Source organism: Cyclobacterium sp. SYSU L10401 (genome assembly GCF_010993705.1).
In the GTDB taxonomy this organism is placed as follows: domain Bacteria; phylum Bacteroidota; class Bacteroidia; order Cytophagales; family Cyclobacteriaceae; genus Cyclobacterium.
The window spans coordinates 139,945-156,041 of the sequence record NZ_WOFO01000006.1; the positions used below are offsets into that span (position 1 = coordinate 139,945).

At 44.9% G+C, this 16,097-nt stretch carries 15 protein-coding genes; 5 read left to right on the forward strand and 10 right to left on the reverse strand.

All coding sequences use genetic code 11. The annotated features are described in order from the left end of the window. Positions 1-110: 110 nt before the first annotated feature. Positions 111-1,343 carry a DEAD/DEAH box helicase gene (locus tag GL182_RS15180; protein ID WP_163380624.1) on the forward strand — a complete coding sequence of 411 codons (1,233 nt, stop codon included), beginning with the start codon at positions 111-113 and terminating at the stop codon, positions 1,341-1,343. 20 nt (positions 1,344-1,363) lie between these two features. On the opposite strand, the gene GL182_RS15185 is transcribed toward GL182_RS15180, so the two are convergent. From GL182_RS15185 to GL182_RS15205, 5 genes are all read right to left on the reverse strand, one after another. Next, positions 1,364-2,056 (reverse strand): DUF5995 family protein, encoded by a 693-nt coding sequence (locus GL182_RS15185; protein WP_163380625.1) that lies wholly within the window; start codon positions 2,054-2,056, stop codon positions 1,364-1,366. A 223-nt stretch (positions 2,057-2,279) separates the two neighbouring features. After that, on the reverse strand, positions 2,280-2,954 hold the full coding sequence (locus tag GL182_RS15190; RefSeq protein ID WP_163380626.1) for an ABC transporter ATP-binding protein: 675 nt from the start codon (positions 2,952-2,954) through the stop codon (positions 2,280-2,282). Further along, the gene (modB, locus tag GL182_RS15195; RefSeq protein ID WP_163380627.1) at positions 2,947-3,621 is read right to left on the reverse strand and encodes a molybdate ABC transporter permease subunit; all 675 of its coding nucleotides are present in this window, start codon (positions 3,619-3,621) and stop codon (positions 2,947-2,949) included. The genes GL182_RS15190 and modB overlap by 8 nt, the downstream gene beginning before the upstream one ends. Further along, positions 3,621-4,400: a molybdate ABC transporter substrate-binding protein gene (modA, locus tag GL182_RS15200; RefSeq protein ID WP_163380628.1), complete on the reverse strand. Its 780-nt coding sequence runs from the start codon at positions 4,398-4,400 to the stop codon at positions 3,621-3,623. The genes modB and modA overlap by 1 nt, the downstream gene beginning before the upstream one ends. A gap of 130 nt (positions 4,401-4,530) precedes the next feature. Beyond that, the gene (locus GL182_RS15205) at positions 4,531-4,869 is read right to left on the reverse strand and encodes a winged helix-turn-helix domain-containing protein (RefSeq protein WP_163380629.1); all 339 of its coding nucleotides are present in this window, start codon (positions 4,867-4,869) and stop codon (positions 4,531-4,533) included. 126 nt (positions 4,870-4,995) lie between these two features. Between GL182_RS15205 and GL182_RS15210 the strand changes: the two genes are divergently transcribed. The 3 genes from GL182_RS15210 to GL182_RS15220 all read left to right on the forward strand — a co-directional run bounded on the left by GL182_RS15210 (position 4,996) and on the right by GL182_RS15220 (position 6,235). Further along, positions 4,996-5,172 (forward strand): hypothetical protein, encoded by a 177-nt coding sequence (locus GL182_RS15210; RefSeq protein ID WP_163380630.1) that lies wholly within the window; start codon positions 4,996-4,998, stop codon positions 5,170-5,172. Positions 5,173-5,179: 7 nt separating this feature from the next. Then, positions 5,180-5,476: a KilA-N domain-containing protein gene (locus GL182_RS15215; RefSeq protein WP_163380631.1), complete on the forward strand. Its 297-nt coding sequence runs from the start codon at positions 5,180-5,182 to the stop codon at positions 5,474-5,476. Between the two features lie 144 nt (positions 5,477-5,620). Further along, positions 5,621-6,235 (forward strand): hypothetical protein, encoded by a 615-nt coding sequence (locus GL182_RS15220; protein WP_163380632.1) that lies wholly within the window; start codon positions 5,621-5,623, stop codon positions 6,233-6,235. 173 nt (positions 6,236-6,408) lie between these two features. On the opposite strand, the gene GL182_RS15225 is transcribed toward GL182_RS15220, so the two are convergent. Together GL182_RS15225 and ytxJ are read right to left on the reverse strand one after the other, a co-directional pair. Next, positions 6,409-9,264, reverse strand: coding sequence for an outer membrane beta-barrel protein (locus tag GL182_RS15225; protein ID WP_163380633.1), 2,856 nt, complete (start codon positions 9,262-9,264; stop codon positions 6,409-6,411). 271 nt (positions 9,265-9,535) lie between these two features. Further along, complete coding sequence (gene ytxJ, locus GL182_RS15230; protein WP_163380634.1) at positions 9,536-9,874, reverse strand: bacillithiol system redox-active protein YtxJ; 339 nt, start codon at positions 9,872-9,874, stop codon at positions 9,536-9,538. A 153-nt stretch (positions 9,875-10,027) separates the two neighbouring features. Between ytxJ and GL182_RS15235 the strand changes: the two genes are divergently transcribed. Next, positions 10,028-11,419, forward strand: coding sequence for a DUF4403 family protein (locus GL182_RS15235; RefSeq protein ID WP_163380635.1), 1,392 nt, complete (start codon positions 10,028-10,030; stop codon positions 11,417-11,419). Positions 11,420-11,423: 4 nt separating this feature from the next. On the opposite strand, the gene GL182_RS15240 is transcribed toward GL182_RS15235, so the two are convergent. The 3 genes from GL182_RS15240 to acs form a co-directional block, all read right to left on the reverse strand. Beyond that, the gene (locus tag GL182_RS15240; RefSeq protein WP_163380636.1) at positions 11,424-12,098 is read right to left on the reverse strand and encodes a 3'-5' exonuclease; all 675 of its coding nucleotides are present in this window, start codon (positions 12,096-12,098) and stop codon (positions 11,424-11,426) included. Position 12,099: 1 nt separating this feature from the next. Next, positions 12,100-14,046, reverse strand: a complete 1,947-nt coding sequence (locus tag GL182_RS15245) for a DUF294 nucleotidyltransferase-like domain-containing protein (protein ID WP_163380637.1) — start codon at positions 14,044-14,046, stop codon at positions 12,100-12,102. Between the two features lie 76 nt (positions 14,047-14,122). Continuing rightward, positions 14,123-16,021, reverse strand: coding sequence for an acetate--CoA ligase (gene acs, locus GL182_RS15250; protein ID WP_163380638.1), 1,899 nt, complete (start codon positions 16,019-16,021; stop codon positions 14,123-14,125). Positions 16,022-16,097: the final 76 nt, after the last annotated feature.

The following is a 16,097-nucleotide window of genomic DNA, read 5'->3' on the forward strand; positions in this document are numbered from 1 at the left end:
CACATGAAAGTCTAATAATGCTCCTGTTAATCTTATTTTACTTACCTTTGCATCTTTTAAGGATATCGGTAACAGAGCAATATTCTTAATACAACAAAACTAAGAATATAATGACATTCGAAGATCTTAAAATAATTCCCCCTTTATTAAAAGCACTGGAAGAGAAAAATTACAAGGAGCCAACGGCCATTCAGCAAAAGGCCATTCCGGTAGTTTTGAATAAACGGGATATTTTGGGCAGTGCCCAGACGGGCACAGGCAAAACCGCTGCTTTTGCCTTACCCATCATTCAGCTTTTACATGAATCCGGCACAAAGGAAAAAGGCAAGGTATCCATCAAATCCCTGATCGTGACGCCTACCCGTGAACTGGCCATTCAAATAGATGAAAACATTGATTTCTATGCCAAACATACCAAGCTACGGCATGCGGTCATTTTTGGTGGCGTGAAACAGGGCTCACAAGTCAATGAACTCAACAGAGGGGTAGATATTTTGGTGGCCACGCCGGGTAGATTACTGGACCTGATCAATCAGGGCTATATCAAACTGGATCAGGTCAAAATATTTGTTCTGGATGAAGCTGATCGGATGTTGGATATGGGGTTTATCAATGACATCAAAAAGCTGCTGAAGCTTCTTCCTGTCAAAAGGCAGTCCCTCTTCTTCTCTGCCACCATGCCGGACACTATCGTGGAGCTATCCTCAAAAATCCTGACTGATCCAGTTAAAATTGAGGTCAGCCCGGTCTCCTCGGCAGCGGAAACTTTGCAGCAAAACGTTTATTATACGAACAAATCTACCAAAAAGGACCTGTTGCTGCATATTTTAAAAAACAGGAAAATGGACCAGGTACTGCTTTTTTCAAGGACCAAACATGGGGCGGATAAGATCACCAAAAACCTGAAAGGAGAAAACATCAGTGCTGCCGCCATCCACGGCAATAAGGCCCAAAACCACAGACAAAAAGTCCTGGGTCAGTTCAAAGACGGTACCATCCGTGTCTTGGTGGCTACCGATATTGCTGCAAGAGGCATCGATATCGACAAGTTGCAGTATGTGATCAATTATGATATCCCGGAGGATCCTGAGACCTATGTGCACCGGATCGGTAGATCGGGAAGGGCAGGGGAATCAGGAACAGCCATTTCACTATGTGAGCCGGAAGAAAATGCCTACCTCAGGGACATTGAGAAATTGATTCGCCAGAAGATTGATGAGGTAAGAGACAATCCCTTTCCCCAAACGGAGTCGCCCATGACGGCACAGGAGAAAAAAGAATTCAACAAGGAAAAGCAACGAAAAAAACAGGCCTTCTTTGCCAACCGCAAGAAATCACGGTAATACAAACACGTTATAAAATTTCACAAATAGGCAATAAACTGCTCGCCTCTTCTCAAGACCCGGATTTCCTGGGCCTTGCGAATGCGGTTCCTTTGTTCTTCGGTGGGACAGGAAAGCAGCTCAAGGTTTACCTCCCAGACCTCATTTCTCCAGGAACTGATCAATTTTGATAAAAGCCATTCGTCCAGTCTACCCATCAACACATCAATGGCAGCCATACTCCAGGAAGAGGGGTTGATGATGCTATCCTGTACGGCATCTATGGTATCGGCGATGATTTCGTTCACCAATTCATGGTCCGTTCTCAGGGAATGCTTATCCGGCTCGGATAGCTGATTCCAACTTTCCACCAGACAATCATACAAGGCCAGGGGCAAATCATAATTGATGTGTGCATTTACACCCAATAAAAGATGCTGGGTGACGTTGATCTCCGGATTCAAACTGGCGTCATGTACCTGCCTCCAGACGGCAGGAGAAACCTTGGGATTCTCCTCATAATGCGCCAGGGCTTCAAAATAATATTCGGAAAACCGGAGTAGCAAACGCCCAACCCAGTCTGCATTGAGAAATTGCTCCTTCGTCAGGGCAGTATACATGTTGTGGCTCATCATGCTGTAACATCCCAAAAAGACGTGTCTTTGATCACCGGTGTTTTTCCAGTTTTCTACCCTGTCCTGCATGTTTACCAATAAAGCTTGTACGTCCTGCATGTTAACATTGATGAATAAGTTGATTAAATCAAATTTTAATAATTCCTATAAATACCCAAATAATAAAGCCACTTTGCTACCCACTAATTCCTATACCCCTTTCTGAGAAAACCGGCCACCCTCCAATTTAAAAATGAAAAGGTAAAAAGCCTGCACAAATAAAAAAAGTGTCCTTGGTTTTGCAGAAAGGTTCAAAATCCTTCTCCATTTATACAACCTGCACTTAATGGCCAAAAAATTGAGAGGGCTCCCCATCAAAGCTGAATTGCCCATTTTCCAATACCAGAATTCTTTCCGCCATGCGCCTGATTTCTGAAGCATCATGGCTGACCAAAAGGGTAGTGAGGGCATAGTCTTTATGAAATTGCACGATGTATTCCTGCAGCCTGCCCCGCATTTTCATATCCAAAGCGGAGAGCGGCTCGTCCAATAAAAGGATACCTGGCTTCCTGACCATGGCCCTGGCCAGTGCCACCCTTTGTTTTTGGCCACCAGATAAAACCATGGGTTTCTTCGCCTCCAATTTTTCCAGGCCCACCCTTTCCAGCATTTCTGAAACTATTCCGGGATCCTGACCCTTTTCCAGCGCAAACTCCAGGTTTTCCCTGACCGTCATGTTGGGAAAAAGGGAATATTCCTGGAACACCATGCCCATATTTCTTTTTTGAGGCTTAAGGTTTACCCCCTGTTCCCTGTCAAACCAGGATTCACCGGAAACACGCAAGGTTCCGGCATCGGGCTTCATCAATCCGGAAATCATCCGCAATACGCTTGATTTACCCGCACCGGAAGGCCCGTAAAGTCCCACTAGCTCCCCTTCATTGATTTGACAGGACACGGTGAGCTTCATCCTGCCCTCCGGTCCAAAAAGCGATTTTTCCAGATCCAGTTCAATCATAACCCAATACCCTGTTTTTATCGTGATTGACCCAGTAAGTGATCAACAATACCATAAAGGAAAACCCAATCAGCAATAGACTGTATGTATTGGCCTGCCCATAGTTCATGGCTTCTACCTCATTGTAAATGGCTACGGAAATTACCCTAGTTTCCTCAGGAATATTCCCGCCCACCATCAACACGACCCCAAACTCCCCAACGGTATGGGCAAAAGAAAGCACGCCAGCAGATAGCAAGGAGTTTTTCATATTGGGTAGCAATACCCTGCTAAGGGTAAGCCACCTACCTTTACCCAGCGTCTGAGCTGTATCCAACCAGGCCTTGGGAATGGAAGTAAAGCCGGAACGCAACGGCTGTACCATAAAGGGCATGCTGTAGATAACCGAAGCCACTACCAGTCCGGGAAAGGTAAACACCAGGCGCAGGTCAAAAAAATCATCCAGAAAGGCTCCTACGGCATTTTCCGGACTAAAGGCGAGCAGCAGGTAAAAGCCCAATACCGTGGGTGGTAATACCAGGGGTAGGCTCACAATCGCCTCCACCGCATATTTGATCCGGTATTTGCTGTATGCCAGCCAGTAGGCCAGGGGAATACCCAGCAAAAATAGGATCAGGCTGGTAAACAGTGCCAATTTAAATGTCAAATAAAAGGGGCTAAAATCCATTAGTTTTCGGGTTGGTTAAATCCAAAACATTGGAAAATATTCCTGGCTGCGTCGGTTTTCAAAAAGGCCATAAAAGAAGCGGCTGCTTTGTTTTCAGCCCCAAAACTGGTAAGCACAGCTCCCTGATTCAGTGGTTGATGGCTCTCTTCAGGAATCAGGAAGTAGGATGTCTGGTATCGCTTCATGTTTGGTGCCATCGCCAAAGATAAAGCAATAATACCTGCATCTGCCGCCCCGGTACTTACAAATTGGGCCGCCTGCGAAATATTTTCCCCTAATACCAGACGGCTGGAAAGCTTTTCATATAAGTCATGATATTTCAAGGTTTCTACGGCTCGCTTGCCATAGGGGGCATGATCCGGATTGGCAATGGCTACTTTTTTGATTCCCGATTGCTTAAAAATACCCATACCTAAGGAACCTGCATCCATCTTTCTGCTCCAGATAACCAGCCTGCCCAGGCCATAAAGGTAAATTTCTGAACCTGTCAAACCTTTCCCGGCAAGCAGTTTCGGGTATTGATCATCTGCGGACATGAAAATATGGAATGGTGCCTGATTGGAAATTTGTTCGTACAATTTACCCGAAGATCCGTAAATCGGGCGGATTATCACCTGGTTTGTTTCGGAGAAAACGGTTATGATGGAATCCAGGGCAAATTTAAGGTCCGAGGCAGCAGCCACCAAAACCGGTTTTTCCTTTTGGGCCTGTGATGATATAGGTGGAACAAGTAGCGTAATCCATAAACTCAAAAAAAAGACAAGCAAAGAAGATTTCATAGGAAGCGGAAACAAAAACAGGAAAACCGATATATTTATAAATATATATCGGGTTTATGAAAATTCAAAAAATTAAGGCAGATGCCTAGCTTGGTACTCGAATGGTAAGGTTAGTACCACAGAAAAAAGCTTAGAGCATTTCCAAAATGGCTGCTTCTTCACCTGCCATTCTCTCCATCTTTTCTACCAATGCCCTGAACCGGGAAATAAGGATTTGGGCCTGCCGGGTAATTTCGGCACCCCCACCTTTCTCTCCCCCTTTTTTTAGAATTACATAGGGCTGGCTTCCCCGGCTGTTGAGGTCATTGACCATGTCCCAGGCTTTCTTATAGGACATGCCCATCTGCTGGGCGGCTTTGGAAAGTGATCCTTCTGACTGGATCAACGCAAGAAGTTGCAGCCTGCCCGGACCAAAAAATTTTTCCTGGTCCATGGTAATCCAGCACCTGATATGTAATTTTTTTTCCATAAGCTAAGTTTTTAAACAGGCTTTTAAAATGACAGAAAACTTATTCCGAACCAAAGTAAACCCGCATAAATCCGGAACCAATACAATATCGGAAACTAAAAGTACGATCCTTTTTACTATTTTTGAATGAATAGTTTGACTGTTTCCTCAATTAAGCCTGCCATTATTGTGGAAAGAGGAGTGGAGATATTAAAGCTTTATCCGATTCAAACCATTCATGGGAAAGATGGTGAAATGCCAAAAATGGGACTAAAAAAATCATTGAACCCTGAAATTATTATTACTGAAAGTTTTTCAAAGTGAGCGACTTATGGCAAAGAATAAGAAAATAACGATTGAAGGAGCAGAAATCACTGTCCTATCTCAGGAGGCCGACGACTATATTTCCCAGACGGACATGGCCAGAAGTGGGATGCAGAATGTGGTCGTCATTAAGTGGTTGAGCCTGAAAAGCACCATTGAATACCTTGGGGAATGGGAGTCACTCTACAACCCGGATTTTAATTATACCGAATTCGGTACAATTAAAAATGCAAATCAAATGGCTATCACACAAATAAAGTCCCTGTTGAAACATAAGGACCAGACGAAAAAATTGAATACTTAAATCCGAATACCGGGCAATTGTTGCATAAGCCCTCCACGGACTTTCTAGCTTTAAGAGGCTTTTTTATATAGAAGGTATTGTTTAGTTTGTAATTATTTTTAACTTTAAATATATTTTTTTTAGGGCATTTAAATAACTTCTGCTATGAACCTAATCCCATTCTCTTCGATGCTCCACCTTTTTTTGAAGGTCAATCGCTTTTTCCGACTCAAGTTAATTTTTGTTTTGGTTTTTTCCTTCGCCATTTCCTTTAAGGTAACAGCTCAAACAGAAGCTGAAAAATTTACAGCTAGGAATTTAGTTTATCTTGAAATTGGAGGAAATGCAGGTCAGTATGCATTCAATTATGGCAGTTTGATTTATCAAAAGAGAGCTTTTAAGGTAATTGGAAGTGTGGGTTTTTCCCTGTGGGTGGAACCTATAGAAGGTCCTACAATTTGGAATCCAGCGATACCTCTTGAAGTTTCTACCCTGTTTGGGGCGAAGAAACATCACCTGGAATTTGGGGTGGGAATTACCCCTTTTTTACAAGCGGGAGTAAATTCGTCTTGGGAGTCTGGGAATTTAGTCCAATCAAAGGGGGCTAGCCATCTGGGTGCCATTCTTCCAATTAGGGTAGGCTATAGGTATCAAAAGCCTGAAGGGGGATTCTTTTTTAGATTGGGGTACACACCATTTTTTGCCATGCCTAATAAGACCCGCGAATATTGGGCTTTTCAGCCGGTTTTTGCAGGCTTGGGTTTGGGAGTGAGTTTTTAAATCGCCATCAATCAAACTCGTTTGCATGCTTACGATTGAATGAGATGGAGGAAGATGGACTATCCATTCTCTAAAGTCTCTCCAGTCTCCCCTTCTCACATATCCATAGAAAAACTTTATTTGGTAATTGAAATATTCACCTAATTGAATGAAATGTCCTCCAAAATCAATTCTTACCAGCTCCTCGCTCCACCCCTTCCCGGTCCACGGAATCCTCCAGGTCTATCGCCTTCTTCGGGCAGATCAGACTTTTTGAAATTACCGATGATATAGGTAAAGGAAACCATGGCATATCGGGTCAACACATTGGAATACACATCGGTCACAGCTACATCCGAAACGGTCCTGGAAATGCTGTTGTTTTGCCTGAGCAGGTCAAAGACATATACCTTCAATTCTCCTTTGTTATTTTTCAGAAACCGGTAGCCCGCCTCGATGTTCCAAAGCCATACTGATTGGTCCAGACCCTCAGAAAGGCCCCGGTAAAGCATGTTGTTCACATTGTTGGCGATAAAGGTTTTGCCATCATTGGGGGAATAATAAAACCTCAGGTTGCTGTTTTGAATGAAATAATTTTGGTCAAGGTTGCTTTGAAGGCTGCTGTTCACGATGGTATAAGTGGCATTGGTGGAGAGGGTGAAATCCACATCCTTGCTGATATTACTGGCAAAGGTAATTCCTTGCCTGAAATCAATGTTTTCATTGATGTTGGTCTGCCCGTTTATAATACCTGGTGTCCTGCCATAACTGATGCCCGGATTGAAATTGACTTTTGTTTTCCACCTGGGAATACTGGTTCCATAATTGGCAAAAAGCCTGGTGCTCATTTGCCCATTTAAGTTGACCGGGCTGGTGATCTGTCCGCCTCTTCTGAGCAGTACTTCATTGTTGATCAGGGTATCCTGGGGGGCTACAAAGGTATTGGTGCCTATAAAGTTGCTGTTAAAATTGGCAAACAAAAACATAAAAAAGCTCCTGTTGGTCTCCATATCAAATTTGGACAGATTGGCAAACAGGGTATGGTTATAACTTTGGCCCAGATCCGGATTACCTACGGAGAGGTTCAGGGGATTGTTGTTGTTGATCACATTTTGCAATTGATTCACGCCGGGTTCGTCGGTCCGTGTACGGTATCGGAACCTGTAATTGGTGCCTTTCTCATTCCGGTAGTTCAGGGTAACAGTAGGCATGAAATTCCTGAACTCCCGGTAAAAAGTGCCCTCCAATGGAAAAACGCTTTCATTGTCCAGCACCGCATACTGGTAATCCAGGTTCAGGTTGATATTCAACCCCTCATTGTTGTAACGGTAACCCAGGCCTGTCCTTTGCGTGAGAAATTTATTGTCAAATTCATTGCTAAGGGCAGTATCCAGCACCATAATGCCCTGCTCATTGGCCAGCTGAAAAGTTTTCTGATCAGCAGCACTTTTGTTGTTGCCCACCTGATAGGAAAGGGTAGCCACTGATTTTTCACTTATGGGTTCGGTATAGGTAAAGTTTGCCCGGTAGTTGAATCCATCCGACAAAGCGGTGGTCTCCTGAACCAGGGTATCGAAGGAATTCCTTACATAGTCCTTATTGGAGGAGATCAGATCGGTGAGTTGGTCTCTTTGGTTCCAGGAAGTAAACAGGTCGGTGGAGAAGGTACGCCCTGTCTTTTCAAATTTGTAGCGGTAGGTCAGGTTATTGGAAAGGTTATAGCCCTGGGTTTCATTTTCGGTGAGGTTACGGGTATCACTCAGGGAGTCCTGGGATTGATTCAGGTTCAGGCCCTCCAAATTGCTATAGCGGCTATTGTTTTGAAAGTTGATACTGGGACTGATGATCAGTGCATTTTTTTCATTGATGTCATATTCTACCCGGGCATTCATCCGGTGATTGTTGTTGTTTATGGTGCTGATCTGACTCTCCTGGTATACCTGGCTCTGCTCCTCATTGATCACAGTCTGCCTGTTGGTATTGTCAAAAACGGTATTGTCTGTTGAATTGAAGAAATAGCTGCCGGTAAAATTGATTTTTTCTCCCCATTTGTCGCTATAGTTTATTCCAATGGAATTGGTGGTAACGATCCCATTGTTGGACGCTACGCCAAAATTATTGCCACCACCACCGGGACCTCCGCGTCTGCCCCTGCGGCCACCGCCTCCCAGGCCACCGCTAACCCCTAAAAGATCGTCGGAGGCAAAATTCTGCTGGTTGACATTATTGGACATGCCGATGATGGAAAACCGCCGGTCTCCATTGAAAAAATTGATATTGCCACCTACCGAGTAGGTATTGTCTGTACCATATCCTCCATATACCCTGCCGAAATAGCTGTTGCGCAAGTTTCCCCTGGTGATGATATTGATCGTCTTGGCATAGTTGCCATCATCCAAACCCGTAAGCCGGGACTGATCGGATCGCTGGTCCAGCACCTCCACACTGGAAATGGCATCTGCCGGTAGGTTTCTCAGGGCGATGGAAGGATCATTTCCAAAGAATTCCCGGCCATCAACCAGGATCTTTTGCACCTGCTCTCCCTGCGCCTGTACCTGACCGTTTTCGATGGTAATCCCGGGAAGCTTGCCAATAAGGTCCTCTGCCATGGCATTTTCCTTGGTTTTAAAGGCGTTGGCATTAAACACAGCCGTATCTCCTCTCATTTCACCCACTGCATTTTCTCCTTCTATCAACACTTCGCCCAGCAAATTGCTGTCTTCACTGATGGCAATGGTGCCCAGGTCAAGTGGCATTCCCCGGCTAAATTCCCGGATTATTTTTTCAAATCCTACATAAGTGATTTCAAGTTTAAACACCGGCAGCCTTGGATAGGCAATGCTAAAAGTTCCATCCTGTCCGGTGGTCGTATTGCTGATCAGGGAATCTTGCTGGGTTTTTAGCAATACATTGGCCCCAATCATGGGTGCTTCACTGTTCTTCTCAATGATCTTACCCCTGATGAGGGGCAAATTTTGACGATCTTGCCTCGCCAGAAGCGGGCTGCTGACCAATAAACCAATGCAGGCAAATAAAATAAAAATCCTCATATGCTTGATGTAAGTAAATATGAGGGTTAGACCCTACTTTCTACCCTTGGTTTAACCGCACCTTAAAAAAGTTTTAGAAGGCAAAAAAAAGCATCCAATGGCAATAATAGAGGGTTTTTTTGCTTTCCAACGTTTGATTCCTATCTTAACAAAACGGTTTGGAAGTATTAATAATGGCTCAAAAAAAGCCTGGCCACAAAATCACCAACTCCTTTTCTCCCCCCTTACATAAAATAAAAAGCCGTTTTTCTGCCAGGTGGATGCAATGCCATTAAGCTCCAACAGATACAATATCCCGGTAATTGATACCCATGTGGCTGTTGTCATAGATGGCCTGCCCATCTTTGATGACAATGACCTGAGGGGAAGCATGATCCACACCAAATTCTGACACAATGGCATTGGAAATATCCCTATGGGCAATCAGATCCAGAAAATAGGCAGATATGCGCCCACTGTCTTCGGCTTTCCAACTCCTTTCCATGCGGTTCCAGGCCATGCTGCTAATGGAGCACCTGGTAGAATGCTTGAATATCACCACGGGCCTGGCTTTGCTCTCTTCCTTGATTTGATCCAATTGAGACAATTTATCTAATTTTTTCCAGCTCATAATTCAGGTTGATTTATGCAAAGAATAACCAAAAAGGAAGGGTTTAAAGTTCAAAACAGCTAAAAAATTTCGAATTAGCCTATATTTGTCATTACAATTAAAATAATCTGGATGCAGTACCTACTTTTATCCAATTAATCCGTTCTCATTAACATGTACCGTAATTTATTTATTATTCTTATTCTTGCGATCTCCGGATGGGGCTGCCGGAGCCTGCCCATGGGAGGACCGGAAGCCGCTGCTCCTCCACCACCTCTTCCTAAGGCCGAGGCGTCAGTGAACCTGAGCATGGAAATTCCCCTTTCCTTTCTGGAAGATCAGATCAATAAAAGCCTGGACAAGCAACTTTTCAATGAAAAAGACCTGGAGTTTGGGGATGGATTATATGCCGATGTTGACCTGAAGAAAACCGGCCTGCTTAACCTGACAGCCCAGGAAAATGGCAATATCCTTTTGGGATTGCCCGTTTTTCTGGATGGGGAAGTCAGGTTGGAAAAAAGGCTTTTTGGGCAAAGGATAGCCACATCCATACCTTTTCAGGAAAATTTAAAACCGCAAATCAGCTTTTTACCGGTCTTGAAAGAAAACTGGGCCTTTGATGTAGAAGGACTGGATATTCAATCCTGGGGGAAAGACCTGGAATACGATTTACTGGGTTTTAAGATTGATTTTGAGCCCATGGTAAAGCGGCAAATGGTAACCATCATGGAAAGCCAATTGCGTAGCGGAGCATTGGAAGCTGTAGACTTCAAACAGATTGCCGATAAGTTCTGGACTTCTTTCAGTCGGCCCAGGTATGTAGAAAATGGCTTTTCGGGTAGCTATATCTACCCGCATCCAGAAAAACTAAGGGTTCATGATGCATTCACACCTGATCAGATGCTGCAATTGAATTTTGGGCTGGAGGGAGAAATGCGAAGCCAAAAGGACAGGCCACTGGCCACCCAGCTTTCGCCCCTTCCTGATATTTCCCTGGAACAGGTTGAGGGAAACCATTTATCCATTACTACTCCACTTACCATTGGCTTCGAAGAAATCTCCGTCTACCTCAATGAGACCCTTGCCGACAGCCTGATTGCGCTGGACAGCAAAACCAGGCTCTTACCCAAAGATTTTGCTGTTCGTCATTACGCTGAAAAAACCATGATCACCATGGATTTTCTGGCAAAAAGAACAGGCAAAAAAGATTTGGAAGGTAAATTCTACCTGGCTGGCAGTCCGGTTTATGACCCGGAAATTCAGGCCATCCGGCTGGAAAATGTAGCTTTCCGCCTGGAAACCGATAATTTTTTTGCCAACATGACCAATTGGATGAGGCGCAGGAAAATCATGAAAATCATCCAAAAGCAGGGGGTAATTCCTGTAGCGGACTATTTGGAAAATGCCCGGCTTGCTTTCCTGGAAATGGGAGACTGGCAAACAACCTTTGCCACATTTAAATTGGTTAGACCGGAAATTTCCATTTCGGGAATTTACCCCAGTACCACAGATTTGGTCATTTATGTGAAAACCCAGGCCGACATACAAATGGAATGGGACAAATAAACCATCAACCCATGAGGTCACCATAAGTCCTGATCCCCTTTTTATCGGCAATTTTCAATAGCTTCACCAAAAGCTGAGCCGTCAAAAAAGCATCTCCTGCAGCCGTATGCCTATCATCTGCTGCAATACCAAACCGATCACATAGCTGATCCAGGGAATAGTCCCGGGATACTACTGCCCGGGGGTCGTAAAATTTGCCCTTGTCCAACCTTACCGCCAGATCATAGGTATCCAGGGCCGGGTTTTTCACTTTCCGAAAACCAAAGCTTCTGCCCACCCTTTCCATCATGGCCAAATCAAAACCCACGTGATGACCTACCAGGATCTTTTGCTGGGCATCATCCAGGAAACTACGAATCAGTTGTTCCCTGCTGACAAAGGGCCGCTCCCCAACCAATCCATGCACTTTAATCGCCTCCCGATTCCTTTTCTTTGGCCGCAGGTATAATTCCCTGGAGGTAGAAACCCTGATCCGGTTATGGTTTACCTGCACGGCCCCATAGGACAGCACATGATCTCTTTTGGTATCCAAACCTGTGGTTTCGGTATCCAAAACCAGAAAACCCAGTTCAGACACCGGTTTGCTCCCAGGGATTTTTCGCTCCAGGGACTTCTCATACATCTTGATAAATTCCGGTTTGGGAAGGGATGCAAAACCGAATAGCGCTTTCCAGTCCATATCAGTTACCGAAATAGTCTAACTGGAACCGTACCTTCAATATTTTTTGAATTTCATCTATCGGAAAAAAGGCGTTTTTTAACAATTGCCGCTGCAGCTTACTTAGGGAGTCGGGCTGAATAAACCTTCCCGAGGAGTCCGTTGATAATCCTTCCAGGGCCCTGATGCGCATAAAAATTTCATAGGCTTTCCCGGCATCCCTGTACAAGGCGGCCTGTTGGGGTTCCAGTTCGGCCAATTTTTCATACCTTTTAAAGGTGTTGTTGATGCCCACCACCTGGTGGCTCAGGATCAGCACCCTGGCAGCATCTGCAAGAGGCATCATGGCCCGCAGCTTGATATCAAATTTCTCTGCATGCTTTCCTGATTTTTCTACCATAAAATTCCTGAAAAACCCCAGCGGAGGTGGATTCAAAAGTGCGTTCTTTGCGAAAAAATTCAAAAAAAGTTTCCCCTGACTGATTGCTTCATACACATGTTGGGTCAATGCCTCTGCAAGCGCCTGCTTTCCACTCACCGCCCGAAAATCGAAAAAAATGGTGGCCATCATCAGGGATTGGGGATCTGGCTCGCGGATCCATTGGCTAAAGTAATCCTTCCACTGACTGAGCGGCTGACACCAGCGCGGATTATTGGCCATCATCTCGGCAGGACAGGAAAGAAAGCCACAGGCAAAAAGGATATCCATCACATCTCTGGCCAGGAGATGCATGTAATCCTGGGCCTTTTCCTTCAGTTCTTCAGAAACATCCTCATAGACAATGGCATTATCCAGGTCTGTACGAAGCAATTGCTCTCCCCTTCCTTCAGATCCCAATGCCAAAAAGCAAAATTGCATATCCCTTACCTCCGGAAAATTTGCTTCATGTCTCGCTCTGGCCATGGCAATGGCTTGCCGGATGAGGGTATCGTTGATTTCGGTAAGGATTCCTGCAATAAAATCTATGGCCAGTTCATTCTCCAGAAAATATTTCAGCATCCCTTCCGCCTGATTTCTTAATTTTGCCAGCTCATGGATATCATGGCTTTCCTGAAGTGCTTTGATCAATACCGCCGGACTATTCCCCTGAGAAAGCAGGATATCATGGTCAGAAATAATTCCCAGCAATGGGGAATCTGCACTGCCATCTTCTGTAAAAACCAGGTGATGAAGCCTGTGTTTGACCATATTCAGGTACACCTGGGAAAACTCCAGGTCCTTTCCTGCCGTCACCACAGGGTGACTCATGATTTTTTCTACAGGCGTATCATAGGGTAGGTTTTGGGCAATCAGCCGATTTCTAAGGTCTTTATCAGTAATGATTCCTCTGGGATGTTTGTTTTCATCCACAATGATGATGGAACCTACTTTCCCTCGGCTCATTTTTTCAACTGCTTCCGCTATGTTATTACCTGTATGGCAATGAATGACCGGATGGGAATATTGAATGGATGTCTGCCCGGAAAAAAGCATCAGCCCGTAATGGTTGGCCTTACCCCCAAAAAGAGCCCTGACTTTTTGTGTTTGTGACAATCCGGACCGTACCACTACCTGACCCGAAGCAAAGCCCGAGGCAAAGTAAAGGCTCACTTTATTGTTTTCCTCCAGTACCTTTTCAAAAATACCAACCGGCACAGCGATGATCAGGCTGGGTTCATCGGCTATGGCATCGAGGATATAAGGTCTTTTGCCCAGCAGGGCCAAAACTCCAAATACGTCCCCTTCATCACAAATTTCTACGGTCTCTTCCTTTTCTTCAATATGATCTGTCAGCTTGATGGCCCCCTCCTTGACCACAAAAAAGTAACTCTTGGCCGGTTCTCCTTTTTGAAATAAAAATTCACCCTTCTCATAATAGACCAAATCCACCTCTTGGGCTACCTGAGCGAGCAATTCAGCTGACAAAAAGCTAAATGGGGGGAAATTCTTTAAGAAATCAATGACCCTATTGACGATGACATTGGCCATATCGGAGCTTAGCTAAGAAATGATGGGGAAAGAAGCTCGTTAAACGCCCCCTCCCCCGGGAAATATACAGCAGGTATTATTCAATTCTACCTTCAATGATCTTGTCTACTACATCTGGATCCAGCAGGGTTGAGGTATCTCCCATGTTGTCCATATTTCCTTCCGCTACCTTTCTCAGAATTCTGCGCATGATCTTACCGGAACGGGTTTTAGGAAGCCCCGGAACAATCTGAATCTTGTCCGGCTTGGCGATAGGTCCGATGATCTTGGTCACCGTATCCTTGATCTCGTTGGTCAGGCTTTGCTCAGACCTGTTTTTCATATCACAAATCACATAAGCATAGATTCCCTGCCCTTTTACCTGATGTGGATAACCTACCACGGCAGACTCTACTACCAGCGGATGCTCATTGATGGCATTTTCTACCTCGGCAGTTCCCATCCGGTGACCAGATACATTGATGACATCATCTACCCTTCCCAAAATGCGGTAATAGCCGTCATGGTCTCTTTTGACTCCATCTCCGGTGAAGTACATGCCCTTGTAAGCAGAAAAATAGGTTTGCTTGCAACGATCATGGTCGCCATAGGTGGTACGGATCATTCCAGGCCAGGGAAATTTAACACAAAGATTACCTTCAACGGAATTACCAGTCATTTCCTTACCCTCTGTATCCATGATGGCCAGCTGGATCCCCGGCAGGGGTAAGGTGGCATATGCTGGTTTGGTAGGGGTAATACCGGCCAGGGGAGAAACCATGATGCCTCCGGTTTCTGTTTGCCACCAGGTATCTACTATGGGACATTTCGTTTTCCCAATATGGGTATGGTACCAGTGCCAGGCTTCCTCATTGATGGGCTCTCCCACTGAACCGAGCACCTTAAGGGAGTCCAGCTTGAACGGCTCTATCGGTTCCGTACCATGGGCTTGCAGTGCCCGGATGGCGGTGGGTGCCGTGTAAAACTGGTTGACTTTATACTTGTCCACAATTTCCCAAAAGCGTCCGGCATGCGGATAGGTAGGAACCCCTTCAAACATGATGGAGGTAGCCCCGGCCAATAAGGGGCCATAAACAATATAGGAATGCCCGGTGATCCAACCGATATCTGCTGTACACCAGTACACATCACCAGGACTATATTGAAATACATTCTCAAAGGTATATTTGGAATACACCATGTATCCTCCGCAAGTATGCACTACCCCTTTGGGTTTTCCTGTAGATCCTGAAGTATACAAGATAAAAAGCATGTCTTCACTATCCATCTCCACTGCTTCCTGATGGGCATCTTTTCCTTCTATGGCTTCATGCCACCAAAAATCCCTGCCGGCCTTCATGCTTACTTCCTGACCCGTCCTTTGGTAAATAATCACCGTACTCACCGTGCTGGTATTTTCCAATGCCTCATCCACTACTGCCTTGACGGGGATCTTTTTATTTCCCCTGAAATTACCATCAGCCGTCAGGACCACCTTGGCTTCGCAATCATTGATACGATCAGCAAGGGCATTACTGGAAAATCCGGCAAAAACTACCGAATGAATGGCTCCAACCCTGGCACAGGCCAGCATGGCAACTGCCGCTTCCGGCACCATGGGCATATAAATGATTACCTTATCTCCTTTTTGTACGCCTTTTTCCTGCAAAACATTAGAAAAACGACACACTTCTTCATATAGCTGTCTGTAGGTAAGGGTCCGGCTATCCTCCCCAGGTTCATTGGGCTCCCATATAATGGCGGGTTTGTCTCCAATGGTGTACAAGTGCCTTTCCAGGATATTTTCGGTGATGTTTAATTTGCCATTCAGAAACCATTTGACATCAGGGCCCTCAAAATTCCAGTCCAAGACTTTGTCCCAGCGTTTTTTCCAATGAAAAGAATCGGCTACCCTGGCCCAAAAATTTTCCGGGTCAGCTACACTTTTCTGGTATTCATGAAAATATCCACTAAGGGTATGAATTCTATCACTCATCTTCAGGTATTTTTGGTTGTAAATCTTCTATAAATTAAACTAAATTTTTTCTAATTCCAGTATCCCGGCATTCCAA